Annotated in this window: 26 protein-coding genes; 8 read left to right on the forward strand and 18 right to left on the reverse strand. The window is 45.7% G+C overall.

Annotated elements, in window-relative coordinates; translation table 11 throughout:
- Positions 1–88: 88 nt before the first annotated feature.
- Together HP398_RS04240 and HP398_RS04245 are read left to right on the forward strand one after the other, a co-directional pair.
- Complete coding sequence (locus tag HP398_RS04240) at positions 89–406, forward strand: hypothetical protein (RefSeq protein ID WP_173621972.1); 318 nt, start codon at positions 89–91, stop codon at positions 404–406.
- Positions 407–650: 244 nt separating this feature from the next.
- Entirely contained in the window at positions 651–1,022 is a 372-nt protein-coding gene (locus HP398_RS04245; protein ID WP_173621973.1) for a hypothetical protein, read from the forward strand.
- Between the two features lie 178 nt (positions 1,023–1,200).
- Here HP398_RS04245 and HP398_RS04250 read toward each other — a convergent pair whose 3' ends face one another.
- Complete coding sequence (locus HP398_RS04250) at positions 1,201–1,341, reverse strand: hypothetical protein (RefSeq protein WP_173621974.1); 141 nt, start codon at positions 1,339–1,341, stop codon at positions 1,201–1,203.
- Between the two features lie 380 nt (positions 1,342–1,721).
- Positions 1,722–2,195: a tyrosine-type recombinase/integrase gene (locus HP398_RS04255; RefSeq protein ID WP_254475869.1), complete on the reverse strand. Its 474-nt coding sequence runs from the start codon at positions 2,193–2,195 to the stop codon at positions 1,722–1,724.
- A gap of 632 nt (positions 2,196–2,827) precedes the next feature.
- Between HP398_RS04255 and HP398_RS04260 the strand changes: the two genes are divergently transcribed.
- On the forward strand, positions 2,828–3,055 hold the full coding sequence (locus HP398_RS04260; protein WP_082192194.1) for a helix-turn-helix domain-containing protein: 228 nt from the start codon (positions 2,828–2,830) through the stop codon (positions 3,053–3,055).
- Positions 3,056–3,179: 124 nt separating this feature from the next.
- On the opposite strand, the gene glnA is transcribed toward HP398_RS04260, so the two are convergent.
- From glnA to HP398_RS04290, 6 genes are all read right to left on the reverse strand, one after another.
- Positions 3,180–4,514, reverse strand: coding sequence for a type I glutamate--ammonia ligase (glnA, locus tag HP398_RS04265; protein WP_173621976.1), 1,335 nt, complete (start codon positions 4,512–4,514; stop codon positions 3,180–3,182).
- Between the two features lie 35 nt (positions 4,515–4,549).
- Positions 4,550–4,960, reverse strand: a complete 411-nt coding sequence (locus HP398_RS04270) for a MerR family transcriptional regulator (RefSeq protein WP_017249221.1) — start codon at positions 4,958–4,960, stop codon at positions 4,550–4,552.
- A 169-nt stretch (positions 4,961–5,129) separates the two neighbouring features.
- Positions 5,130–6,407: a methionine gamma-lyase family protein gene (locus HP398_RS04275; RefSeq protein WP_017249222.1), complete on the reverse strand. Its 1,278-nt coding sequence runs from the start codon at positions 6,405–6,407 to the stop codon at positions 5,130–5,132.
- Positions 6,408–6,414: 7 nt separating this feature from the next.
- A complete protein-coding gene (hflX, locus tag HP398_RS04280) occupies positions 6,415–7,707 on the reverse strand; it encodes a GTPase HflX (protein ID WP_017249223.1) in 1,293 nt (430 codons plus the stop codon).
- A gap of 84 nt (positions 7,708–7,791) precedes the next feature.
- Complete coding sequence (locus tag HP398_RS04285) at positions 7,792–8,031, reverse strand: hypothetical protein (RefSeq protein WP_254475872.1); 240 nt, start codon at positions 8,029–8,031, stop codon at positions 7,792–7,794.
- Positions 8,032–8,185: 154 nt separating this feature from the next.
- A complete protein-coding gene (locus HP398_RS04290) occupies positions 8,186–8,440 on the reverse strand; it encodes a hypothetical protein (RefSeq protein ID WP_173621977.1) in 255 nt (84 codons plus the stop codon).
- 594 nt (positions 8,441–9,034) lie between these two features.
- On the opposite strand from HP398_RS04290, the gene HP398_RS04295 reads away from it, so the two are divergent.
- Together HP398_RS04295 and HP398_RS04300 are read left to right on the forward strand one after the other, a co-directional pair.
- Complete coding sequence (locus tag HP398_RS04295) at positions 9,035–9,406, forward strand: hypothetical protein (protein ID WP_173621978.1); 372 nt, start codon at positions 9,035–9,037, stop codon at positions 9,404–9,406.
- A gap of 344 nt (positions 9,407–9,750) precedes the next feature.
- Positions 9,751–10,701 carry an AAA family ATPase gene (locus HP398_RS04300; RefSeq protein ID WP_173621979.1) on the forward strand — a complete coding sequence of 317 codons (951 nt, stop codon included), beginning with the start codon at positions 9,751–9,753 and terminating at the stop codon, positions 10,699–10,701.
- Between the two features lie 31 nt (positions 10,702–10,732).
- On the opposite strand, the gene HP398_RS04305 is transcribed toward HP398_RS04300, so the two are convergent.
- Positions 10,733–11,485, reverse strand: coding sequence for a DUF4184 family protein (locus HP398_RS04305; RefSeq protein WP_173621980.1), 753 nt, complete (start codon positions 11,483–11,485; stop codon positions 10,733–10,735).
- A 21-nt stretch (positions 11,486–11,506) separates the two neighbouring features.
- Positions 11,507–11,992 carry a translation initiation factor IF-3 gene (gene infC / locus HP398_RS04310; RefSeq protein WP_017249232.1) on the reverse strand — a complete coding sequence of 162 codons (486 nt, stop codon included), beginning with the start codon at positions 11,990–11,992 and terminating at the stop codon, positions 11,507–11,509.
- Between the two features lie 200 nt (positions 11,993–12,192).
- Here infC and HP398_RS04315 point away from each other — a divergent pair, with 200 nt between their 5' ends.
- The 3 genes from HP398_RS04315 to HP398_RS04325 all read left to right on the forward strand — a co-directional run bounded on the left by HP398_RS04315 (position 12,193) and on the right by HP398_RS04325 (position 14,484).
- On the forward strand, positions 12,193–12,660 hold the full coding sequence (locus HP398_RS04315; protein WP_173621981.1) for a MarR family winged helix-turn-helix transcriptional regulator: 468 nt from the start codon (positions 12,193–12,195) through the stop codon (positions 12,658–12,660).
- A gap of 47 nt (positions 12,661–12,707) precedes the next feature.
- Positions 12,708–13,940, forward strand: coding sequence for a multidrug effflux MFS transporter (locus HP398_RS04320; RefSeq protein ID WP_017249234.1), 1,233 nt, complete (start codon positions 12,708–12,710; stop codon positions 13,938–13,940).
- 112 nt (positions 13,941–14,052) lie between these two features.
- On the forward strand, positions 14,053–14,484 hold the full coding sequence (locus HP398_RS04325; protein WP_069844678.1) for a VOC family protein: 432 nt from the start codon (positions 14,053–14,055) through the stop codon (positions 14,482–14,484).
- 134 nt (positions 14,485–14,618) lie between these two features.
- Here HP398_RS04325 and hfq read toward each other — a convergent pair whose 3' ends face one another.
- The 8 genes from hfq to cotE all read right to left on the reverse strand — a co-directional run bounded on the left by hfq (position 14,619) and on the right by cotE (position 24,971).
- The gene (hfq, locus tag HP398_RS04330; RefSeq protein WP_007719110.1) at positions 14,619–14,858 is read right to left on the reverse strand and encodes an RNA chaperone Hfq; all 240 of its coding nucleotides are present in this window, start codon (positions 14,856–14,858) and stop codon (positions 14,619–14,621) included.
- A 29-nt stretch (positions 14,859–14,887) separates the two neighbouring features.
- A complete protein-coding gene (gene miaA, locus HP398_RS04335; protein ID WP_017249236.1) occupies positions 14,888–15,847 on the reverse strand; it encodes a tRNA (adenosine(37)-N6)-dimethylallyltransferase MiaA in 960 nt (319 codons plus the stop codon).
- Positions 15,844–16,629, reverse strand: coding sequence for a class I SAM-dependent methyltransferase (locus HP398_RS04340; RefSeq protein WP_173621982.1), 786 nt, complete (start codon positions 16,627–16,629; stop codon positions 15,844–15,846). The genes miaA and HP398_RS04340 overlap by 4 nt, the downstream gene beginning before the upstream one ends.
- Positions 16,630–16,915: 286 nt before the next feature.
- Positions 16,916–18,112: an alpha-amylase family protein gene (locus HP398_RS04345; protein ID WP_017249239.1), complete on the reverse strand. Its 1,197-nt coding sequence runs from the start codon at positions 18,110–18,112 to the stop codon at positions 16,916–16,918.
- A 121-nt stretch (positions 18,113–18,233) separates the two neighbouring features.
- On the reverse strand, positions 18,234–20,309 hold the full coding sequence (mutL, locus tag HP398_RS04350) for a DNA mismatch repair endonuclease MutL (protein WP_173621983.1): 2,076 nt from the start codon (positions 20,307–20,309) through the stop codon (positions 18,234–18,236).
- 24 nt (positions 20,310–20,333) lie between these two features.
- Entirely contained in the window at positions 20,334–22,922 is a 2,589-nt protein-coding gene (gene mutS / locus HP398_RS04355) for a DNA mismatch repair protein MutS (protein WP_173621984.1), read from the reverse strand.
- A gap of 88 nt (positions 22,923–23,010) precedes the next feature.
- Positions 23,011–24,300 carry a putative amidoligase domain-containing protein gene (locus tag HP398_RS04360; RefSeq protein WP_017249243.1) on the reverse strand — a complete coding sequence of 430 codons (1,290 nt, stop codon included), beginning with the start codon at positions 24,298–24,300 and terminating at the stop codon, positions 23,011–23,013.
- 110 nt (positions 24,301–24,410) lie between these two features.
- Positions 24,411–24,971, reverse strand: a complete 561-nt coding sequence (gene cotE, locus HP398_RS04365; protein WP_017249244.1) for an outer spore coat protein CotE — start codon at positions 24,969–24,971, stop codon at positions 24,411–24,413.
- Positions 24,972–24,987: the final 16 nt, after the last annotated feature.

Below are 24,987 nucleotides of genomic sequence, written 5' to 3' on the forward strand. Positions count from 1 at the left end.
ATTTATTCATTCCACGAATACCTTATTATGGGAATCGCGGTACGAAAATTAAGTGAAACTGCAAACAACCAGATTAGGAGGTCACCAAATGAAGAAGCCAGTAATAACTTTCTTTTTAGCCATGATTCCGAGTATAGCTACCATAATTTTTTTGATCGAATACTTTCCTTATACAGGTCTTGGAAGAATTGTAAGTATTCCAATAACATTAATTTTAAATATTCCTATTTTGTTATTTTCTCTGCTTTTCACTCAAAAATTAAAATCAAGAGAATCCAAAAGGTTTATTTGGATTGCAGCCATAACAATAAGCGTGTTGGTTGCGGTTCTTTTACATCCACAAGAATACTTACCTAGCGTTTTAACGCAACTTCGAGAACTGATTTTTCCCGTAGCGCCTCAATGATAAGCGAGAACGTTTCTGGCATCCTCGCTGGGTCGCTTGCTAGAATGCTATTAATTTTCTGTCTAATCTCTTCCTTTTTGGTTTCGTATCTAACCGCGTTTTGCTGAACATCTTAGTCAAACTGACGTGGGTTAAACTCGTACTTACTTGCGCCCATTGCAGATGATTTTCTTGCCATATGACACTTCCTAACTATTTTGTTAAATTGACATTTGCTATTCTTAGATAAAAAGGTGGTATCTTGATGGAACTAACCTATCAAATTGAAGAAATGGAATTGAGCAACGGAATAAAAACTTTATGCATAGGGTTTCCAGTTGGTTATGAATCACTATCTGATCTTTTTTCCTCGGAGATTTCTGTTCATTCAGCAAAATGGTATTTAGACGCAATTGATAGAGTTGTCTCCGGTTCTTCGAATTTTGAACAATTTAGAGGTAATGCTTGCAGACTAGAAATATTCAGTGAGAAGACAAATGTAATTAATTATCTATTTGAGAGTATAGAAGATAATCACTTGTATAGTTTTAAATGCAGCATTTCTACGATGTTTCTGAAAAAACTTATCGATGAATGGGTAGAGGAACTTGAAAGATTCGAATCAAAAAACAAGTAGCTAGACTCTCTACACAATTTGTTAAGTCACCGAAGTAATTGCAAGCTTATAAACATGCTTCCCCGTGTTCAATCGAACGTAATCATAGAAAACATCAACTACTGTTCCTTGATTGCCGTAAACGTCTGTGACGCTATCTCCCTTTTTTACATCCATTCCGATTCACCCTTTTGGTTTATTAAGAACTACGAATGATTACATATCCACGTGAATCCTCTTCCACATGCTCCGGATTTTCTAAATACTCCCCGTTGTCTGTTTTAACATCTGCATAAGGAGGCATCTTCTTTAACAGTTCAATTAATTCCAAAACTTTCATCTTGTACACACCTTTCTATTTATCAAAATGAGCAGTTTGTTAAATCACACCCCAGAAATCTTCTGAAAATTAGTATTTATATATTTTTCTGTATATGATAAGCTTTAGTTATTGGTAATAATTAACTTTTTTGGAGGTGAATAACTATGTTTAAGCGATTTCTTCAAGCGTTAGGATCAAAGCAACCATATTCCACTTGCCTGCCTCCTTGGTGCATTGACACAATAAACGGATGCTTCTGCCCGTGGGGTCATAAATAATTCCACAGCGACTGTCTCAAAAGCCCTAATGTGGCTGAGGGATGGTCGTTTTTCTATTTATCTGCTCATATTCTATTAGATATCAGCTCTGACCATTTAACAAAATTGAGATTGTGTGCCCTATAAGCTGAAGCTATCTACTGCTTCGTCCATAAGGTCTTGGTTTAATCCGATGTACCGCAACGTGATTTGCGGATGGCTGTGATTGAAGATCATCTGAAGTGTGGCAATATCCCTTGTTTTCTTGTAAAAAAAATAGCCAAATGTTTTCCTCATCGTATGGCAACCAATCTCCGTAAGACCTAATTTCGCAGCCGTTCCATTAATGATTTGGTAAGACCTTACCCGTGTTATGGGCTGTGCAGTTTTGCCACTCGTGATTGCCTTGTCTCGTTCAAGCTTTTTCCAAGCAAATGACAAGCAGTAGTTCACCGATGTAATCTTGTCGTTTGGATGACGTGGCTGGTACTGTTCGAATGCCTCATCTATTGCAGCAAGGAGCATGTCCATTGTTCCTCCGCTGACGACAAAGGTCTGAATATTTTTAGGTTCATCACCTTTGAGGTAATACATCTGACCTGTCTTTGTGATCATCTTTTCTTCTACTCTCTGGAAAGCCAGCTCCATTTCATTTAGATCTTCTTCCAGAACGGTTTCATTTATGCCAACCCCGGTAGGTATCTCATTCGTAGAAGAAGATTTTTTAAAAGATTTATTTAAAAGACTTTCTTTATACCCCTCTTCATCCTTAGAGCCGAAAGGGATTGGAGCGTTATCCCCGTCATATTTTTTATTGATTCCGTCAACGATTCATTGTTAGCTTAAATGTTTTGTAGTAGTGTCGACAATAAAACATTGGCGACCTCAATGTTTTGTAAGCTGCTATTTACCAGCTTTTTCAGGTGTTCTGATGATGCTTTTTTTGCGAGCGATCTTCCATTGTTCAAAGTGCTTATTGAACTGTCATACATCCATGCCTTATACCACATCCCCTACTCAACCGTAAAACTAAATCAATCATGCTTCGCTGACGCTTAGAGAAATCTCGCATTGCGATTTCTTCATATAGTGAATGGGCTATTCTAATATGTGCATTTGTAGGTTGTGGGTTTACCATTGGCCTACCACCTTCTTCATGAATTGCCTTTGCTGTATAGCGGGAGGAGCACTGTTTGCTGATACGTCTCGAACGCTTGGCGGCCTTCTCTCGTGTTATGAGCTTTCCAATGGCAAGTTCTCGCCTGAGTAACTGGCCCGCACGCCAAAGCTTGTTGTCCCGCTCCCATACTTCCGCTAGTACTGCCAGGGTAATCTTTCCACGATCTTTTTGCTTCTTAACCCTTCGCTTGTACGTGGGTTTTGCGTATGTATCCCTAGACGTGTTGGACAAGCTCTGTAATCACCTAGACTGCTGTATTGAAGACATCATCGAACATGTTCCTGACAACAAATAAAACACACCCAACCGGATGCGCTTTTTTTGAATTCGAATAAGGGAGTTGATTTTGTGGCGAATTTGAAAAAAGCTTATTAATAAGTGAAACCCCTCGCACCTACAGGCACAAGGGGTTTCGCATATTAGTAAGCAGTCATGTATTGCTCGCGCTCCCAATCGTGAACGCGTGTGCGGAACATATCCCACTCAATTTCTTTCGCTTCAATAAAGTGTACCAATGCATGCTCGCCCAATGCTTCGCAAATCACCGGATCTGCTTTCAGGCACTCGATTGCTTCTTTCAAAGTAGCAGGCAAGTTCTCGATTCCGTTTGTTTCGCGGTCTTGCTCGGTCATCACGTAGATGTTGCGATCAATGGCAGGTGGTGGCGTAAGCTTGTTTTTGATTCCGTCCAAACCAGCTTTCAGCATAACTGCCAACGCCAAGTATGGGTTCGTTGCAGGGTCTGGGCTGCGTACTTCAATACGCGTGCTCAAGCCTCTGGAAGCAGGGATACGGATCAATGGAGAACGGTTTTTCGCAGACCAAGCTACGTAGCAAGGAGCCTCGTAACCAGGAACCAAACGCTTGTAAGAGTTTACGAGCGGATTCGTGATCGCAGTAAAGCTACGAGCATGTTGCAAAATACCTGCCAAGTAATGCTTCGCTGTTTGGCTCAGTCCCATTACATCGGACTCGTCATAAAAAGCATTTTCTTTACCACGGAACAGCGATTGGTTCGCGTGCATACCGGAACCAGCTACGCCGTACAGCGGTTTTGGCATGAAGGTCGCATGCAGACCGTGTTTTTGCGCAATGGTTTTAACAACCAGTTTGAACGTCAAAATTTGGTCAGCTGCTTGAAGTGCATTTGCATACTTGAAGTCGATTTCGTGTTGACCTGGAGCTACCTCGTGGTGAGATGCTTCCACTTCAAAGCCCATTTTTTCCAACGTCAATACGATATCACGACGGCAGTTTTCACCGGAGTCGAGTGGAGCAAAGTCGAAGTATCCACCTTGGTCGTTCAGATCCAGCGTAGGCTCACCTTTTGCGTCCAGCTTGAACAGGAAAAACTCAGGCTCTGGACCTACGTTGAATGCTGTGAAGCCCATTTCTTCGGCTTCTTTCAGGGCACGCTTCAGGATGTAGCGCGGATCTCCTTCGAATGGAGAGCCATCTGGCATGTGGATATCACAGATCAGACGTGCAATTTTGCCAAACTCATTGCCCCACGGGAATACAACCCATGTATCCAGATCAGGTACCAGGTACATGTCGGATTCCTCGATACGAACGAAGCCTTCGATGGAAGAACCATCAAACATCATTTTGCCATCGAGTGCTTTTGGCAATTGGGACAGCGGGATTTCTACGTTTTTAATGATCCCCATCAGGTCGGTAAACTGCAGTCGGATGTACCTTACGTCCTCTTCTTGGGCCATGCGCATGATGTCTTCTCTTGTAAACTTGCTCACATTTCTCTCCTCCTGTCTCTATATCGGCTTTCTATCTAGTGGAAGAAGCGGGAAAGCTCTCCACGTATCAATGCACCCTCGCCATGGCGAGAGGCATCGCGATACATAATCTGTTGCCTTAGGAGCTGATGCAGCTCTTTGTCGGACATGTCCTTGCGTTTCTCTTCGGACGTCGTGGTAATCTCTGTTTGTTCCATAGCAGGCTCTTGCATTTGCAGGACTTGCTTGATCCCTGCAATATTCAGTCCTTTTTCAATCAGAGCCTTGATCTCCAACAAGCGATCTACGTCGTTGAAAGAAAAGAGCCTCTGCTTCCCTTCTGTGCGGGCGGGCTGAATCAGGTCGTTTTGTTCGTAATAACGGATTTGCCTCGCAGTGAGATCCGTCAGCTTCATGACGATCCCAATGGGAAAGAGGGCCATATTCCGGCGAAGGTCATCACTCATGACTTGTCCCTCCTGTTTCGTATTTCTTAGTCTTATTCTATTTTATAACAAAATCCCTGTCAATAGATGTTAGATAATATTACACAGAAAGTTATGTACAGTTTTTTCACATAAAAAAACGACATCCTCCATCATCAAGAGAATGCCGTCCGTTCCATGCGCTTTTATCCTATTCACCCGGAATTTCGAGTAAGCCTTTTTCCAGCATCCCGTTCAACGCCGTCAAAATCCCCACTTTTACGTGCGAGTACGTCAACCCGCCTTGAACGAAGCCCAAGTAAGGTGGACGAATTGGGCCATCTGCCGAGAATTCGATGCTCGCCCCTTGAATAAACGTACCTGCTGCCATAATCACAGGATCAGCGTACCCAGGCATTTCACTTGGATACGGAGTGACGTGTGAATCGACTGGTGCTGCTTTTTGGATCCCTTGGCAAAACGTAATCAGTCGTTCTGCACTGCCGAATTCCACGGATTGAATCAGGTCGGTCCGCGGCTCATGCCACAGTGGATTTGTTTTGAAGCCCAGACGCTCCAGCATTGCCGAAGAGAATACCGCTCCTTTTAAAGCTTCTCCCACTACGTGTGGGGCCAAGAAAAAGCCTTGGAACATCTCCAGAAGCGAGTAGAGCGATGCACCACCCTCTGCGCCAATTCCCGGTGCTGCCATCCGATACGATGCGAGCTGAACCAAATCCTCGCGTCCCACTATATAACCGCCTGTCTTGACCAAGCCGCCACCCGGGTTTTTGATGAGAGAGCCTGCCATGATATCTGCACCTACGTGCAATGGCTCTTGCTCCTCCGTGAACTCTCCGTAGCAGTTGTCTACAAATACAATCAAATCAGGCTTGATTTCTTTTACAACCCGTATCATTTCTTTGATTTTCACAATGGTAAAAGAAGGTCGATCTGCATAGCCTCGCGAACGCTGAATCCCAATGACCTTCGTCTGTGGTGTAATCGCTTGTGCGACTGCCACAAAATCAATTTCACCTTCTGGCGTCAAAGGCACGTAGCTATAACCGATGCCGTAATCCTTGAGTGAGCCTTGCCCTTCACCGCGCACACCTACTACTTCTTCAAGCGTATCGTATGGCTTGCCCGTAATATAGAGAAGATCATCGCCTGGACGAAGAATGCCAAACAATGAAATCGCAATCGCATGTGTACCCGAGATAATATGGTTACGCACCAATGCCGCCTCGCCACCAAACACTTCGGCGTAAATCGATTCCAGCGTTGCACGTCCAGAATCATCGTAGCCATAGCCTGTGGATGTTGAAAAATGAAATTCATTGACTTCATGCTTTTGGAAGGAACGCAATACTTTCAGTTGATTCGTATCCACCAAAGCGGAAATTTGACGATGTCTCTCTGAGATTGTCGCTTCCACCTCCATTACGAGGGGGCGAAGCTTTTCTCCATGGGAAAAATATGAAAACATCTGTTACTTACCAACTCTCTTCAACAGTCTCTGGTTTATCCAGGAGGAAAGGAACAATCCTGCCGTATATCGGATTATCCTTGTTCACACGAACGGTGATCAAGTAGGCCGCTTCCTCTTCATTAAATTCTTGTTCCATCTCTACCCCATCCCGATGCAATAAGGAAAGAATGTCTCCGCGCTCAACTGGAACGCGCAGCTTCATTTCATTGAAAGATTGCAGGGCAAATGACTCAATCCGGGTGAGAAGTTGCTTCAAGTCATTTTCCCGCATGGCAGAAATCAGAATCGATTCGTCTGCACGCGGCAAGTAAGAGCCCTCTGTGAGCATATCTGCCTTGTTGAAAACGACTAGCTGCGGAATTTCTTCTGCTTTTAGCTCGCGCAAAATCTTGTCTACGACTTCCATGTGTACTTGGAAATCAGGGTGATGACTATCCACCACATGCAGGATGAGGTCCGCTTCCTTCACACCTTCTAGCGTCGAACGGAATGCAGCGACCAGACTCGTAGGCAAGTCTTGAATAAAACCAACCGTATCCGTCAATAGGACATCCAGTCCGCTCGGCAACTCCAATTGCCTGGTCGTCGGGTCCAAAGTGGCAAACAGTTTGTCTTCCTGCAACGTGTCTGCATTCGTAAGCTTGTTGAGGATCGTCGACTTCCCAGCATTCGTATAGCCGACCAACGCAATCTGGAACACATTGTTTTTCTTCCGACGCTCCCGATGCAATTGTCTCGTCCGAACCGTATCCTCTAATTGCTGCTTGAGTTCACTAATCCGCTTCCGAATATGACGACGGTCGCTTTCCAGCTTGGTTTCACCCGGACCACGCGTACCGATTCCGCCCCCGAGACGAGACAGTTGCTTTCCTTGCCCGGCAAGCCGAGGCAGCAAGTAGTTGTACTGCGCCAGCTCTACCTGGATTTTCCCTTCACGCGACTGTGCACGCCCTGCGAAAATATCCAAAATGAGCTGCGTACGGTCAATCACTTTGCAATCAAAAACTTTATCCAAATTACGAGTTTGACTCGGAGACAACTCATCGTTGAAAATGATGACGTCCACATCCAGCTCTTCAGCCCTCTGCGCGATTTCATCAATTTTTCCTGTCCCCAAATACCAGGCTGAATCAACCCGGTCCCGATTTTGCGTGATGACGTCCAGTACTTCTACACCAGCAGTAGCGGCCAGCTCATGCAATTCTTCCATGGAAAGACGGGTTCTTTCTTCATTCCGGTTATCTAAGTAGCAACCAATCAGTATGGCTGTTTCTTTCGTTTTGATCAGATCGTTCACCGATTCACGCCCCTTCATGCACTATCATACCACATTTTGCCCAAAACGTTACGGCAGCAGGGCACGCCAACTGAAATCCTTGTGTCATGGGTTACCTGCCGCTTTCTCTGAGAAAATCTCCTTCACGAAAAGCGGAATCACTTTGCTAATCACTTTGCGGAGTTCTTTCTCATCATATCCATCAGGTAGGGCATTCGCCTCTTCCTTGAGGAGATCTTCATGAATGCGTAGATTCAGATTTTTCAGGATAATCCCCATGTCTTTTACGCCAAATGTCTCTTCCAGTACACCTTCATCAATCAGCACCATCTTGGTCCTCTGCATGTTTGGTAAAGCTCTTTTTTTTGGTAAATTATATCATATTATGGAATTCTGGATGAGTGCCGTTGAAGAAAACAGAACGACCATCACTCTTCGCTCACGGAGTAATGGTCGTTTATCTTCTGATGCCGTTTTTCATGTGAAATCTTCTGATTTCCTAACTCATTTCTAGATGCTTCTCATAGTGCGAAAATATACCTTTGTATTTTTCAATCGGGAACTGTTTGAGCAAGTCTACGAATAACTTTAACACTTGAATAGTCCATCTAAACTTCAACCCTATTTCTAGATGATCCTCTAAATAAAAGTTAGCAATTAGCTTACTGCCCTCTTCTTCATCCCTATCATGATATACAAATAAAATCTCAAGATATTTACCAACGTCATTATAATCTTTTAATAACGCTACCATGATAACCTCCATGAACGTGTTAGGTGCATATGGCTATTTAATTTCCATAGAACCAATCAATCAGTGACCATCTACCATCGCTTGGTATTGGGAAAGTCCAGTCGTTCCATTTTCAAAAAACTAAAAGTAATTGACATTCGCTATTGCACCACATCTTTAAGCCATTGCAGAGTCATAGCATCCCTATAATCTTATTAAGTCACTAGCTAAAAAGTTCCTTTAATACTAAGTTGACATCTTTTTCATTAGCGCATTCTTGCCAAGCTTCGGAAAGCATTTCCTCAATTTCTTATTTTGACTTACCATTGAAATCACTATCGTTAAATTCAATAGTTCTAGTTACATCACCTCCATGTTTACTTGTGCCCACTTTAAATTGAAATGATCTCTTCATATTAACTTTCTTATTAGTCCAATCATTTAAGTGAAACTAATGTAACAGGTCGCTTTGTTCAACTTACCATTCTAAAGATTCATCATTCAAATCCAACTTAGATATAGAATGAAAGAAACGGTTTGAAAATTAATGGATATTATGTATAATATTTACAATATAGTAATTTCCAAAAAATTCAATTTGAAAAGGAGATTCTTATGAACAAATTGTTTAGCAAAGGCTCATTCTTTACTCTAATGCTAATGTTTATTCTGGTTATCGCACCAGTAGCATCAGCGGCAGAGAAAACAGTGGATTGGAATTTCTATTTCTTTGGCTCAAACCTTACATCTACTGAACAGATATATTTGGATACTGCCCGATCTGTTGAGTACGGATGGACTAACAAGGATGGCGGCGATGTTCGAATCGCTATAGTAACTGTTGGCGATGGCAAAGAAGTAGCTGGTATGCCCGCTAACGCTTATGGTGGAGGTACAATTGTTGATCTACCAAAAGGTCATTATCTATTGAAAGTAAGTGGAGGCGCTTTTACTACATCTACTGGAACTGCATATATTAAATACTGATAATACTTTTAGGAAATAGAACAGGATTGCCGCTTAAAAAGAGCGGCTTTTTTATTTTTGTCCAGAGTAAAAGACTTGCGTAATTGCAAGTCTTTTTTCCTCTCATCTAAAAGCTCTAGACTTATTAGTCGCTGTACCTGATCGTTTTTTAAGGTTTTGAATTTCCTAACCAATTGATTAGTATGTCTGACGCCTTTTTTCCTATTTCTCCTACTTTGCATAACATCAATCTCACACCAATCCACGTAATGACTTGTCCAATTCGATCTCTTGCGTAAAAATTGGCAGGTTTTCCGATGTTCCTGAGTATACTTTCTGTATGATGGTCAAGGCAGGTGAAACATGTGAAGCAAGCAGGAGCCATTCCTCAAACTGAGGTGCTCGAATCTTCAAGTAGTAATAATCGAATTCAAGTTGTATTCAATCGACCAGTAAGTGTTAAGCAGCTAAATACTTTACCTGAAATAGTTCGTACCACGTCGAGTTCAAATTTAACGACTGTTTTTGAAGAATTAGAAAGCCTGATTGGTTTACATGAAGCCAAGAAAACGATTTATGAAATTTATGCGCTCATCAAAATGAATAAAGCAAGGGAACGACACGGGCTTAAAATTGAGAAGCAAGTTTTCCATATGGTTTTTAAAGGAAATCCCGGTACTGGGAAAACAACAATTGCACGCCTTTTCGGTAAGATCTTTAAGGAAATGGGTGTTTTAACTAAGGGCCATCTAACCGAAGTGGAACGTGCAGATCTCGTTGGTGAATTTATTGGACACACGGCACAAAAAACCCGTGATCTTGTTAAGAAAGCCATGGGAGGAATACTGTTTATCGATGAGGCCTACTCATTAGCTCGTGGCGGTGAAAAAGATTTTGGAAAAGAGGCTGTAGACTGTCTTACCAAATGCCTTGAGGACTTTGGCAATGATTTCGTCTGTATAATTGCAGGGTACAATGATGAAATGGATACATTCCTTGACTTAAATCCGGGACTGCCTTCACGCTTTCCCGTCCACATCAACTTTGCTGATTATGATGTGGATGAGTTGATGGATATTGCAAATGTAATGGCAAAGAACAAGGAGTATAGAATCTCTGCTGAAGCAAGTGAAAAACTGAGAAGAAGACTGCTTACAGTAACGAGCGATCCGTTTCATGTAAATTTCAGTAATGCACGATATGTGCGAAATAATATTGAAAAGGCAATACGTGTGCAAGCTGTTAGATTGCTCAAAATTCCTGACCCAACTCGTGATGATTTAATGAATCTGAAGTCCGAGGATTTTTCAATTTAGAAACAATAAAATCCCTCATTATTGAGGGATTTTACTTTTTCAATCTGAGCCTGTCCAAAGCGAAGCAGAGCACTACGATTCCAAGCAGAGATCCCGAAAGAAACGGGACCACTTGCTGCAAAGGATGGACAAAGGGCGAAATTCCTTTGACCAGGAATGCGTGAAAAAAGACCGTCACGATACCAAACAACCCCACCCCGAACCAGAACATCCATTTTTCCAAGACAGGTACTTGTCTCATAACGATCTGTCTGTTTTTCCGCGCACTTCGCGCAATGACATACAAAATGGCCAATCCGCCGAAAAGGGTACTGCCGTGCTGTAGCAGCTTGTAAACAGGCACCTTATAATGGGCGATTGAGATCGTTTGTTGCAAGAACAAGAAGTGGTCTACCATACGTCCACCATCATGGGTAAAGGCATCCCATGCGATATGGCTCAAACTGCCGAGTAACGCTGAGTATATAAACACAATTACCGCTCGCCACGCTGGCATTCTGCTACCAATGTCTGTGTAGCCCAGTCCTCGTTCAATCCACTCTGGCAAACGTGCAAGCAATGGCTTTTTGACCACGTACTGGTACAAAAACGCTAATAGGATCGCGATGGGCAAATCAACCAGCCACAATCCGAGCATGGTGTGACTGTATACGCTGAATGGCTGCATCCGGAAGAAATACTCAAAATCGGGTGCCATACTGCCAAAAACGAGGGCAGAGAACGAAAACCACTTGCATTTTCGTAACGGCAGTACAATAGCCGGATGAGCAAAAGTAAAAGGCATGCGCTTACTCCCTTTTCGTCATTAGAGTGGCAATAGATTGGCAACTACCTGCTTGCCGCTTACTTGAATCCCTTTATCCTGTTTTCCGCAATGAGCCAGATCTTTGATGAGCTGCTCAATTAATCGCTTGGCTTCCTGACTTTCCTTTTTCTCCAATTTTACAATCAACTGGACGGCATCCCCGGTTGAAAGAATTCGTTCTGCCTGTCTTTTTTTCGTATCGTAATCATGGTCTTCGATGTAAGCACTTAAACGAATTTCTTTTACTTTTACGCCTTTTTCAGCTTTCCGGTTTTTAGCGTTTTCCTTAATGACCTGTTCCTTATAATTCGTTCGATTCACTAACTGACAAGGCGGCGGACTCGAAGCCAACGAAAGACATACCAGGTCCACTCCTTGTTCTTTTGCCATTTGAAGCGCTTCTTTTGTGGAGATGATTCCGAGATCTTCCCCGTTTACCCCTGTTAATTGTACGACTGCCGCTTTTATTTTTTCATTCAGGATCATCTTAATCTCACCTAACCTGTTCATTCGATTTTCAAAGACATCTTTACTTCTCCAAAGAATGCAGCGTATCCTTCCAAAACTCGTAAATGCAAATCATTTTCATGACGAAGACCAATCGTTTTTGTATAATAGGACAAGGCATGAACTTACGGACGTCATTCACAGAATATTCATTAGCAAACTAATTAATTGGGGGTACTTTGGTGGAGTTCAGTTATGCAACCGCATTAACCCATTCTGCATCGCATGTAATGAAAATGCATCGGCAAAATGTAGAATTTCTGATTCAAAAATACGACGTCTATCCGGGTCAACCCATTCTGTTGATGCGCTTGATTGAAAAAGATGGAATGATTCAAAGAGAATTGGCCCGAAAAATCGGAGTAAAGCCCGCTACGCTTACCGTCATGATTAATCGAATGGCCAAATCGGGACTTGTCGAGCGCAGAGCAGATGAACGGGACCAACGTATCTCCCGTGTTTATCTTACCGACAAAGGTCGGACGGCTACCAAGCATGTCAAAGAAGTATTACGCATCATTGAGGAAAACTGCTTCATCGGATTCTCAGAGGAAGAAAAAGATGTTTTGCGGGGCTTGCTCGATCGTATGCACAGCAACCTCCAAGCTTTTTACTTGCAAAATACGCAACCGACTTCTGAGTTGTAAAAAGCTTCTTTCCTGGAATAATAATGAGAAAGGTTTGACAACTTGCCGTGAATAATCTAGCAAAAGAACTTGATTCCACGTCCCTAACCGGCAATAAATCACGCCGGCTGTGGATGGCAGCGATTCTAGGATCGCTTTCTGCTTTTGGTCCACTGTCCCTAGATATGTATTTACCTGCACTTCCTATGCTTGCCGATGATTTGCAGACGAGCACCTCCATGACCCAACTCAGTTTGACAGCATGCATGCTCGGCCTGTCCATTGGTCAATTGTTCGCGGGGCCGATCAGTGACGTACGTGGTCGAAGAATCCCTTTAATTATCGGGCTCATTTTGTATGCGGTCTCTTCCTTTTTGTGTGCGGTAGCTCCGTCTATTTATACGTTCGTCTTGCTTCGCTTCGTACAAGGTCTTGCTGGTTCTGCTGGAATTGTTATCGCTCGCGCTACGGTTCGCGATTTGTACTCTGGGACAGAGCTGACGAAGTTTTTCGCCCTCTTGATGCTCATTAACGGAATCGCTCCGATCGCGGCACCTATCGTAGGGGGACAAATCCTCCAATTTACTACCTGGCACGGCGTGTTTGTCGTACTGGGCCTAATTGGTGCTATCATGTTTCTCGTCGTGCTGCTTGCTCTTCCAGAAACATTGCCACAAGAGCGCCGCTCCAAGGCGGGAATCGGCAATACACTGACGACCTTTGGTACCTTGCTGAAGGATCGCGTTTTCATGGGGTACGCCATCGCGCAGGGCCTGGTGACAGCTGCCATGTTTGCGTACATCGCCGGTTCTCCCTTTGTTTTTCAAAAAATATTTGAAGTGTCTCCCCAAACGTTTAGTCTCATTTTCGCGATTAATGGTGTAGGCATTATTATTGCGAGTCAAATCACAGGTAAGCTTGCAGGTAAAGTGAAAGAAACTTCCTTGTTCATTGCTGGGATTATCATTGCGGGAGTCGGTGGAATCCTCCTTCTGACGATGATTCTCCTACAAGCTGGTCTTATTGCTGTGCTCGTTCCCCTTTTCTTTGTCGTATCCAGTGTAGGGATTGTGGGCGCAACTGGATTTTCTCTCGCCATGCAAAATCAAAGCAAGGCAGCAGGAAGCGCATCTGCTCTCCAGGGGCTACTCTCCTTCATTAGCGGCGGAATTGTCGCTCCACTTGTGGGAATCAGCGGCGAATATACTGCAGTACCAATGGGGATCATCATTGCTCTTTCTACGATCGGTGCCATTGTCTGCTACATTGTTATGGTTCGTCGGAATTCATCAGCGTCCTGATCAATTCCCCTATTGCAAACATACGTTCTGTGCATTACAATTACAGTATGGGCAAGAATAGTAAGTGGGTTTGACAAGTTGGTCATATGAAAACCAAGGGAGATGTTGACACATGGCATTGCGTTTGATTCCTTACATCGTTTTGAATGGTACTGCGGGTGAAGCGATTAGCTTTTATGAGGGTGCGCTAGGTGCTGAAGTGCTGTTCAAGCAAACCTTCGGTGAAATGCCGGAAAATCCGGAGTTCCCATTACCTGCAGAAGCCAAGAATCGTATCGGACATGCTACTATTCGCGTCGGCGAAACGGAATTGATGTTTTCCGATACCTTTCCAGGACAACCTCATCAACTTGGTGATCAAGTGACCATCTGCATCTCGACCGATGATAAAGAACAATCTCATAAGATTTTTGATGCCCTGCAAGAAGGCGGACAAGTGATTATGCCACTGCAAGAAACGTTTTTCAGCCCAGCATACGGCAATGTGAAGGACAAGTTCGGCATCACGTTCCAAATTTACACGAATAATCATTGCATGGAGTAATGTGAAAGCCCTGTTCGCTTCTATGGCGACAGGGCTTCTTTATTGCTTTTTGCGCTTAAGGTATTTCCATCAATCGCGCCAGATAATAAAAAAAACCAGGATCACATGTATCCTGGCTGTTGGTGTTGCATCGCTTACTGTTGGTTGTTCTCCTGAGACATAAGCGATACAGGGCGTTGCGGAGTGAAAGTGGAGATCGCATGCTTGTATACTAATTGTTGCTTGCCTTCGCTATCAATCACAATCGTGAAATTATCGAATGCTTTAATATACCCGCGCAATTGAAATCCGTTCACAAGGTAAATGGTAACCGCGATGTTTTCTTTCCGCAAATGATTCAAGAACGTATCTTGAATGTTGATCGTCTGTTTCATGTACACTACCCCCTAAAAGGACTTGTATGTTATATATTCGGCAATTGTTGAAACTTTCCTGCCAATATTCGCTTGATAGTTTCCACGTTATTCCTCTGTTCCGCCGGATCAGTCATGTCGAACCATTGAATTTCTGCCATGCGACGGAACCAAGAAAGCTGGCGTTTGGCAAAATGCCGCGTTCGCTGCTGGATGTCGTTCACTGCCTTTTCTAGCGTGATTTCTCCATACAGATAAGGAATGAGCTCCTTGTACCCCAAGCCTTGCATGGAGACCAGCGACGCGTCGTAGCCAGCATCCAAGAGCCCCCTCACTTCCTCAACTAGTCCCGCTTCGATCATGAGTTCGACCCGGTGGTTGATTCGTTCATACAGCTTTGCGCGGTCCATCGTGAGGCCGATCATCACCAAATCATAAGGGGAATGCTGCGCCCGCAGTTGAAAGTCGGACATTTTGTACCCGCTGCTTTCATAAATCTCCAATGCGCGAATCACCCGCTTTACATCATTAGGATGCAAGCGTTCGGCTGTAATCGGATCGACATCGGCCAGTCTGGCGTGCAGTGCTTCCACGCCTTCGCTGTCAGCCAATCTTTGCAGACGATCACGGAACTCAGGGTCTTGAGAAGTAGTGGAAAACTGAAATCGATGGGTAACCGATTCTATGTACAGACCTGTCCCGCCGACGATAAACGGAAGTTTGCCACGTTGGTTGATGTCAGTAATCAACGTTGCGGCACTTTCCTGAAACATCGCGACAGAGTATTCTTCGTCTGGATTTTTAATATCAATGAGGTGATGCGGTATACGCGCAAGCTCCTCGGGTTCTGCTTTTGCGGTGCCAATATCCATTCCACGGTATACTTGCATGGAATCTCCGGAAATGATCTCACCGTCGAACTGTTCGGCCAGCTCCAAACTTAGCTGGGTCTTGCCGACCGATGTTGGCCCAATAATCACGACTAGCTTTTCTCTCTGTTGCAAGGTCACTCCCCTCCACCTATCTCTTTGTAGCTGTACACGACCTGCTGGCCGCGGGAGCGAAACGGTGTAAAACCGAAGCGCTCGTACAACCTACCTTCTTTTCCTTCTTTCATTACCACACGTTTTCTCGCAACTCGCTGCGCTTCCAAAACAGCCTCCTCTGAAAGAGCATCTGGATTGGCGAGCTCCCGGACTCCGGCGATCCCCGACGAGCTTTGTACAGTTATCTCGAACATAGGATCGAAATAAACGACGTCGAAGGAACGTGCAGGCAGTCCTCTTAGTACTTCTAGATGGTTGCCACATCGCACCTCAATACGACGCATGGCTTGCTCCAGTTCTTCCGCATTGGATGACCAGTGCCGTAGTCCATCTTCTACCAAGATGGCTAACAATCGCTCAGATTCGATGCCAACGACTTTCCCCTTTGCGCCAGTCGCGTGAGAAAATACAATAGCGTCAGCACCCAAACCCAAGGTTGCGTCAAGCACTTCATCCCCTGGATGAATTTGGCAAGCAACAAGCATAGTATCAGTATCGCCGCGCATGAGCCGCTTTATACGAAAAGCAGATGTATTCGGATGAAAAAAGAATGGTTTTTTCCCCGGCACTTCCAGACGTGCTCCAAGAGCGGAAACCACCAATACTTCTTCTACCCCATATCGCTTGCGCATTTGACCCAATGAATAATCGCGTCGATTCACAACCTGTAGCCCCAATGTACTAGCCAATTCAGCTGCGTGACGCAAGGTTTCTTCACCAGGCTCAAGTCCTGTCGTAACAATCACGCCTTTGTTCCCTTCCTTACGTCTTCGCCCTTTTTGACAAGAACTGCTGTTCTAGAAAAACGACTAGACGGTTTTTACATAAACGGTAACGATCATATTATTGTAAGCAGGATTAATTTGCCGGTCAAATAGAATCTGAACCAAACTGCTTTCCTCTTTACTATGACAATCATACCATTTTTTATGAAAGCACGTCGGACTGTAGTATGATTTTCCAGTCCATCAATTTCACTCATGTAAAAAAGACCCGTGAAGTTCCGTGGGTCTTTTTTTGTTGCGAGCATTTCTACTCCTCTATGGTAAGGTTTGCCTGTCTGATCCAGTTCAGCCTGCGGTTATTTAACAAACCGAGATTGTAATACGTAATCGATTGAGCGCCTGCGTCCACCGCAGTTTTCACCCTCGCTGCCAGATCAAACGCTGACTGGATTTGGCTATGATGCAGGGAAAAAGCAGCCCCCAACGCAGCTTCTGGGGCGACAAGCTTCATCGCATGAAACGTATACGCCACCTCATTAACACTGTCTCCATAGGCGAGAGGGACGACACGATCGAGAGTAGCCGCAGCTTTTCGTAATGAAACCCCTTCCCAATAGGACTGATTCACATAAAACGGTGTCGAGGACGGAAAGCCATCCAATGCAGTCCCCTTACTCAGCGCGATTTCCTTCAGGCTCCTCCATAGCCCATCTACCACTTCCAGACGAGTTTGCTGATAGTGATACAATACCGGGTATTCCAGCAGCAAAAAGGCGACTTCTCTCGTTTCTGCGGATACTTGCGAGATGGAATCCGCTTCCACTATCTGATTGACCAGCCTTGATACAAGCTGTTGGACGGCTCCTACATCGATTCGTTTCGCTTCGGCACGTTCCGTACATGCCCCGCAAAAACAGAACGAGAGTAACCATTGCAGTGATTCTCCTAACGGTAGGAGGCATACTTCATGATGCTCGCCATGCTTCATCGGCAAAAAGGCGGTCGCTTCGATCAAAATCCGATCTGGCTTGACTTGCTCTAACGTATCTGCAAATAGTGCCTTGGCGTAATGCTGAACCTCAGGCTGCGAAGGACATAACGCGTACGTGTATGTATCCCCCCAAATGTTTTGCACACAAAGATCTGGATGAGCCAAACCTAGCGTAGAATTGTGAAGGCCAACCCACCATGTATGAAACCCCATTCCTGCCTGCTCACAAGCTTCTTTCATTTTGGCAAGAACGCCTGCTTGTGCGATTTGCTCGTGTACGGTCGGGCGCAAACGATTATACTTCGACCATTCAGGCGTAAACGACACCCCTGAAAACGGCAGCCTGCGAAACGTTTTGCTTTGCGGGTGAAAAAATCTCCCCTGATGATAGCTGCTATTGACCACCGCTGTATTACATTTGGCACCTTGCAATGTTTGTATCACAGCTTCGATACCACTTTCGGCTATGTCCCACGGATAAATAAACATCCCGATTTGGCGTGATGAACTCATTTCGTTTCACCTCGTTTTTGCAAGTAATCATATGTCAGTGTTTGTCTAAAATCAATCTTGATTTTTAAATTTTCTGAATAACCCCACCCCAAAGAAACACCCCCAGGGAAGGGGGTGTCTGTTACATCACACGCTTAAACATTTTTTCTAAGTCATAACCAGTAAAATGAATCACAATCGGCCTGCCGTGTGGGCACGTATACGGACTGCTTGTCTTGCGCAGCTGGTTCAGCAAGCTTTCCATTTCAGCATGTGTCAGGAAGCGGTTCGCTTTAATCGAAGCTTTGCAGGACATCATGATGGCAGCTTTTTCGCGCATCAGCACGACATTGGCTTGGGCGTTTTCGCCCGTTTCCAGTACAAACTGAATGAGCTCCTCAATGACCTCCAGCTCAGCTCCTTCAGGGAACCAATGTGGATGCGCACGAACGATAAAGGTCCGTCCCCCAAACGCCTCGATCTCCAATCCAAACGATTGCAAAAGCGACAGTCGCTTCTCCAGCTTGCTTGCCTCTGCAGCCGTATACTCCACCGTATGTGGAAATAGCATGATCTGGCTGGAAATGCCCTCTTCTGCAAGCTTGTCCATGAAATATTCGTAAAAAATCCGCTCCTGCGCGGCATGTTGATCGATTAAATACATGCCTTCGTCATTTTGTGCGACGATGTAGGTGCCGTGTACTTGACCAACTGGGTACATAACGGGAACAGGCGAATCCGTCTCATGTTCATTGGTCGCTTCCAAGAGTGGCTGTGATTGATCGGTACCTGCTATGGCTGAATTGTCCTCGCTGCTGATTTCATTAGTTGAATGAGGAGCAAGGGATGGAGCCTGGGCAATGTCCAATTGTTCCGGAATCTTAGTCTCGTAAGGTTGGAAAGATTCTCTCGTGTCCGTTTGATCCAACATAGTTGCCTGCACGATTTCATGCGGGATAGCCTCTACTTTTGCAAACTCCAGCTTTTCATAGTTGGCTGCCGACTCCTTCACCGTGCCACTCTCAAAGGATGGTGCGATATGAGACACTACATCCACTTGCTTACTGGTTGTTTCCTGCTTGGCCATCCATTCCTGGAGTCGGGGACTCGCTGCTAACAGTGGCGATTGTGGTGTTTCAGGCTTGCTGATTTGCAGGTCAAACTGCGGTTGTACGACCTGAGTGACGACCTTCGCTTTTGGTTGCGTAGCCATGGGTCTGACAATTCCTAAGCCTTGTCGCAACGTCTCTTTTACCGATTGTTCTATAGCACTGCACAATTCATCTTCTTTACTGAATCTCGCCTCAAGTTTGGCAGGATGTACGTTCACATCGACCAGTGACGGATCCATCTCGATCTGCAAAGCGACAATCGGATAACGGCCGATGGGTAACAATGTATGATAACCGCGCATAATCGCATTGTTGATCGAATAGCTGCGCACGTACCGACCGTTTACCAGTGTCGAAAGGTAAGAGCGATTCGCCCTTGTCACTTCCGTCTTCGAAAGAAAACCAGACCACTTATAGTCGAGGGTCTCCCCTGCAATTGGTAGCAACAGCTTCGCTACTTGCACACCGTAGATAGCCGCCATGACGTGCAGCAGCTTTCCATCGCCAGACGTTTGCAAGAGTGTCTTACCGTTATGAGTCAGCAGGAAGGAGATCGACGGATGCGTGAGTGCAAGCCGATTCACATAATCGGAAATATGTCCGACTTCCGTAGCGATCGACTTCATGTATTTCAAGCGCGCAGGTGTGTTAAAAAACAAGCTGCGTACACATACTTCCGTCCCTTTTACAGCGGCTTTATCGGAAATCGTTCCGAGCTGCCCACCTTCAATCAAGAGATGAGTACCTACCTCACTACTGGATGTACTGCTCGTCAGCTCCATGCGCGAGACTGCAGCAATACTCGGCAGGGCCTCGCCACGAAAGCCCAGCGTACGAATGCGGAACAAATCACGAGCGTTGCTGATTTTACTGGTGGCATGGCGCTCAAAAGCCAGCTGGCAATCTTCCCGATCCATCCCTTTCCCATTGTCAACGATCCGAATCATCTCCAGACCGCCTTCCTCTACGTGAATCTCGATTGTCGTTGCACTGGCATCAATTGCATTTTCGACCAGCTCTTTGACAACCGAAGCCGGTCTTTCCACTACTTCCCCTGCAGCAATCATATTGGCGAGATGCTCATCTAAAACTTGAATGGTTCCCATGAGTGCCTCCCCTCCGGACGAACCCTATCGCTTTTTCAATTGCTGTTTCCATGCATATAGCTTCATCATGGCGTCCATTGGCGTCGTTGAATTCAAATCCAGCTCGCGCAGTTCAGCCATAATCGCTTCTTCCTCCGCTGACGTAAACTGCATCGGTTCTTCACGCACCGCAGCAACTGGTGCCGTCCATAGCGTTTCGAGCGACATCTGCACGTCACTCGCTGCATTTCCATTCCCTGCATTTCCATTCGCTTCAAGCCCAGTTAAGATACTGCGCGCCCGTTCAATGACCCAGGTCGGCATTTCAGCCAATTCAGCCACATGGATTCCATAACTTTTATCTGCTCGACCTTCTTCAATTTTGTGAAGGAACAAGAGCTTTCCTTCCCGTTCTTCGCATCGAGCGTTGACATTCACGACACCACTCAACGTCTCTGCTAAACCGGTCAACTCATGGTAGTGCGTCGAGAAGAGTGTTTTGGCACCGATTTTTTGGCAAATGTACTCAATGACTGCTTGTGCAAGCGCCATTCCATCGTACGTCGAAGTCCCGCGGCCAATTTCATCAAGCAGGATCAAGCTCCTCGCTGTCGCTTTTTGCAGGGCGTGTCTGGTCTCCAGCATTTCCACCATAAACGTACTGTGACCACCTACCAAATCGTCGGCTGCCCCGATTCGAGTAAAGATCTGATCAACGATCGCCAGCTTGGCCTGTTTAGCCGGAACGAAGCAACCGATCTGCGCCATCACCGTAATCAAGGCGATCTGTCGCATGTACGTACTCTTACCTGCCATATTTGGACCCGTAATGAGCAAAACTTGGCGATTCGTCTGATCCATCTCCACGTCATTTGCCACGTATTTTTCGCGCTCCAGAACGGCTTCCACTACTGGATGACGCCCTTCTGTAATGACGTAATCGCCGCTTTCCACAAGCTCAGGACGTATAAAACCGCGCTCGTCACTTACCGTAGCAAATGCCTGAAGAACATCCACAGATGCAATGCGCTCAGCGAGATTCTGCAGTCTTGGTATATGCTTCGCGACCTCACTTCTTACCGTCACGAACAGTTGATATTCCAACTCAATCATCTTTTCTTCCGCTTCAAGAATGAGCGCTTCGCGTTCCTTCAACTCTGGTGTGATGTACCGCTCTGCATTAGCCAAAGTTTGCTTGCGCTCATACCGCCCCGCCGGAACGTTGGCGATATTAGACTTCGATATTTCGATGTAATAGCCGAACACCTTATTGAAGCCTACTTTGAGTGAACGAATCCCTGTCGCTTCTCGTTCTCCCTGCTCCAGTTGGGCAATCCACGTCTTCCCTTCACGACTTGCCGTATGGAGCTTGTCCAGGTATTCATCGTATCCCGTCCGAATCATTCCGCCTTCACGAACCGATATCGGGGGATCATCCACAAGCGCATGAGCCAAATAGTTGACGATATCCGTACACTCATCCATCCCTTGCGCAAGCTCCATCAATACCGGCGTATTCGTTTGGATCATATACTGCTTCAGCTCTGGAACAGCTTCCAAAGACATCCGTAGCTGTATGAGATCTCGTGCGTTCGCATTCCCGTAGGAAATACGACCCGCCAGACGCTCCAAATCATAGACACGATCCAAGCAAGTCCGCAAATCGGAGCGAAGCAGCATGTCACCCTTCAAGGCTTCCACAGCGCTCAAACGTGCCTCCAACTGATCGCGACTGAGCAATGGGCGCTCAATCCATCTGCGCAAAAGACGACCACCCATTGCGGTTTGAGTCCGATCTAACAGCCACAACAGAGAGCCTTTTTTCGTCTTATCGCGAATGGTCTCTGTCAATTCCAAATTGCGTCTGGAAAAGCCGTCCATTTGCAGATACTGCTTTGAATCGTACTGTTTTAACAGGCGCATATGGGCAAGACTGCGTTTTTGCGTCGTCCCTATGTAGAACAAGAGAGTATTGACCGCCGCTCGCATGGACATATCCAGCCCTTTTGCCTGCTCCGCATATTGACTATCCACCGCAAATGCGTCTAGTTGGTTTGCATCCACGACTGTAGATGGCAATGCTGTCTTCGGCAAAACAGCGAGGCCAAAAAAGACGAGCTCCTTGGGGCGATATTGCAAGGCTTCATCCAGAAAAGCCTCTGCTTGTCCCACCAAAGAGGTAACGTACATCTCGCCTGTACTCATATCACACGCAGCAACACCCGTTCGCCCTTCTACTTGGGCCAACGCTGCCATATAATTGTTTTCCTTATCCGTCAGCCATTTGCCTTCCATCATCGTTCCAGGAGTAATGACGCGTGTAACTTCCCGGCGAACGACCCCTTTGGCTTCTTTTGGATCTTCGACTTGCTCACAAACGGCTACTTTATGTCCTTTTTTCAGTAGCTCTGCAATATAGCCATCTGCCGCATGATGTGGAACACCACACATTGGTATGCGCTCAGAACCACCACCCTCACGTCCCGTCAGTGTAATTTCCAGCTCACGGGACGCAAGAATGGCGTCATCAAAAAACAGTTCATAAAAATCGCCTAAGCGAAAAAATAAGAAAGTATCCGGATAATCTTTTTTGATAGCCAGATACTGTTGAATCATCGGGGTATATTGAGCCATGATTTTCTTCTCCTAGCCTACGAATTCTCGTCGCTATTATATCATGATTGTACGGTAATGTTGACCCTGCATCCAATGGTAGATCTGTTTATGCTAGCTTCCATGTCTTGCGAAGGTCTTCATCCGTTCTCCACGATTGGCTTTCGATTAAAAAAGAAAAGTATCGATCTAAATGAATTCGTGACAGTGTATAGCCTGGTAGCTCCTTTAATTCTTGCCAGACTTGGGCAACGTACGGCAGGAGCTTTTCTTTTTCGCCCTGGTAGTACGCTTTGATGAGCGGGAGCTTTAGATGAGGCGTCGCTTGTAGCTTCTCGTGATTGGTTGCAACCAAATGGGCCAAATGAAGAATACCTCGAGTGACAAGGGGATCAACGAGCCAACTGGGGAGTGTACGATATTCGAATCCATATTCCTTCTCCCTTACATCCCCCAAAAATCCATATCGCTCTCTGCGGCTCATACAGCCTGCATCCTCAATCAGAACAAGGGGAAGAGCCAAGTACGCATCCAATTTTCGCCGAAGAGAAAAAGTAGGGGTAAGCCCGCCAAAATGAATATGCCCGCCGATTGGATAACCTTGAAACGGCATTCCGCCAGCGAGCCATTCGATAGACGAATTCCCTATTTTCTTGTATGCGAGTGCCAGATTATCGTAGATATGCATAAATAATTGATCAGGGTCCTCTGAGGGCGCAGGTCTCAATTCTGCAACCGGGTGCTGATGGAGACCTAATTCTTCCCGATAGCGTGTCGTATCACATCCAACCGTGCCATTAATACTCAGGAAGTCAGAAGCAAGTGCCATCTCTCCTGTGGGCTTGCGTAAAGCAAACTCGGGATCAGCCCCCATGCTTTGCAGCTTTTGCAGCTGTTTGCGCATCCGACCTTCCCACCAATCTCGAGCCCGCTGCATATATTCGTCAGCATCCTTGGCTGGCCAATTTGGTTCCACCTCGACGACCTTAAGCCGATGGGGAGAAGCCGCCATGATCGTCACTTGACCCGCATCAGCTCCAGCGGCATACAAACTGCGCGCAGCCAGCCCTTGCACCACCTGTACCTCCGTTTCGGTGGAAGGCAGGGAAACGGATTGCCACTCAGGTTCCTGCATCCGGTGCAGCAGCCATTGTGATTGCTCCTCGCTCCTGGCGATATCCAGTACATGGTCTTGGTAAAGGCAGATCCTATATGTCCGCCAGCCCGGTCGCGCTGCTTTTCCTGTCGTTACAGGTATTCTCCCTTGCCGGAGCAACCAGCGCCCGATTTCTGGACGATGCAAATACGCTACGACTTCTTTAGCATTAGCCGTCATCGGTTGTGTTACTGGCGTTTCCTGCTTGTTAGCTCGCTGACTCGCCTTTGTGCGTAGAATCATGCCTTCCACACTCCCCCGCTATTCTCTCGTTATCTTATGACTGCGCCCAGAAAAAAGTGTGGATGGTACGCATCCGAAAAAAAGAAAAAAGAGGAGATAATTTCTCCTCTTTAGTCGAGCTCGTCGAGTAGCGTAGCGGAATCAAAGTCATCAAACTCGTCACTGTTATCTTCAAAGTCGTCAACCAGATGGAACTCTTTGTCATCACAACTATTGCAGACAACAACGCACACCTTTGTTTCTCCAATGACCTCTACTGCATATTCACTTTCAACTCTGACTGTGATTGTGCCACCACCACTTAACTCCGCTTTTATGCACTTCGGTTGCTCCACGGCGCGTGCAACGATTTCCAGATCGCCTCTGCAGTTCTTGTCGAAGAACGTAAGCGGTACGAGTACGGAGAACTTAACAGTTTCCCGCTTGACTTCGGTTTGCGTGTTATTAGCAAACGAAAACCACAGGTTGACGTCATACATACCAGATACTTCAACGGCATCTCCGACTTTCTCTGCTTGGAAGTTCGTGTTTATAATCCAGCATCCGAGGATCGTCGAAGGAGTTTGCGACGGTATGATGGTGTGGGTTGTAGTAGAAAATTTATGGCCTTTGCCGCAGACTGCTTTCGCGATAAGTTCCCGGCACTGTAGATCTTTGTCTATACCCGACATTTCGTTACCTCCTCCA

The sequence above is a fragment of the Brevibacillus sp. HB1.4B genome, from assembly GCF_013284285.1.
GTDB lineage: Bacteria > Bacillota > Bacilli > Brevibacillales > Brevibacillaceae > Brevibacillus > Brevibacillus porteri.

Bases quoted from the DNA above. Each gene is read 5' to 3' on its own strand.
- HP398_RS04285 (WP_254475872.1), bottom strand. From the start codon at position 8,031: ATGCAGAGGACCAAGATGGTGCTGATTGATGAAGGTGTACTGGAAGAG.
- HP398_RS04255 (WP_254475869.1), bottom strand. From the start codon at position 2,195: ATGATCACAAAGACAGGTCAGATGTATTACCTCAAAGGTGATGAACCT.
- mutS (WP_173621984.1), bottom strand. From the start codon at position 22,922: ATGGCTCAATATACCCCGATGATTCAACAGTATCTGGCTATCAAAAAA.
- hfq (WP_007719110.1), bottom strand. From the start codon at position 14,858: ATGAAACAGACGATCAACATTCAAGATACGTTCTTGAATCATTTGCGG.
- HP398_RS04250 (WP_173621974.1), bottom strand. From the start codon at position 1,341: ATGAAAGTTTTGGAATTAATTGAACTGTTAAAGAAGATGCCTCCTTAT.
- HP398_RS04240 (WP_173621972.1), top strand. From the start codon at position 89: ATGAAGAAGCCAGTAATAACTTTCTTTTTAGCCATGATTCCGAGTATA.
- cotE (WP_017249244.1), bottom strand. From the start codon at position 24,971: ATGTCGGGTATAGACAAAGATCTACAGTGCCGGGAACTTATCGCGAAA.
- HP398_RS04275 (WP_017249222.1), bottom strand. From the start codon at position 6,407: ATGTTTTCATATTTTTCCCATGGAGAAAAGCTTCGCCCCCTCGTAATG.
- HP398_RS04260 (WP_082192194.1), top strand. From the start codon at position 2,828: ATGGCAAGTTCTCGCCTGAGTAACTGGCCCGCACGCCAAAGCTTGTTG.
- mutL (WP_173621983.1), bottom strand. From the start codon at position 20,309: ATGGGAACCATTCAAGTTTTAGATGAGCATCTCGCCAATATGATTGCT.
- HP398_RS04245 (WP_173621973.1), top strand. From the start codon at position 651: ATGGAACTAACCTATCAAATTGAAGAAATGGAATTGAGCAACGGAATA.
- HP398_RS04270 (WP_017249221.1), bottom strand. From the start codon at position 4,960: ATGAGTGATGACCTTCGCCGGAATATGGCCCTCTTTCCCATTGGGATC.
- HP398_RS04360 (WP_017249243.1), bottom strand. From the start codon at position 24,300: ATGATTCTACGCACAAAGGCGAGTCAGCGAGCTAACAAGCAGGAAACG.
- infC (WP_017249232.1), bottom strand. From the start codon at position 11,992: ATGATCCTGAATGAAAAAATAAAAGCGGCAGTCGTACAATTAACAGGG.
- HP398_RS04290 (WP_173621977.1), bottom strand. From the start codon at position 8,440: ATGGTAGCGTTATTAAAAGATTATAATGACGTTGGTAAATATCTTGAG.
- HP398_RS04325 (WP_069844678.1), top strand. From the start codon at position 14,053: ATGGCATTGCGTTTGATTCCTTACATCGTTTTGAATGGTACTGCGGGT.
- HP398_RS04305 (WP_173621980.1), bottom strand. From the start codon at position 11,485: ATGCCTTTTACTTTTGCTCATCCGGCTATTGTACTGCCGTTACGAAAA.
- HP398_RS04345 (WP_017249239.1), bottom strand. From the start codon at position 18,112: ATGAGTTCATCACGCCAAATCGGGATGTTTATTTATCCGTGGGACATA.
- HP398_RS04295 (WP_173621978.1), top strand. From the start codon at position 9,035: ATGAACAAATTGTTTAGCAAAGGCTCATTCTTTACTCTAATGCTAATG.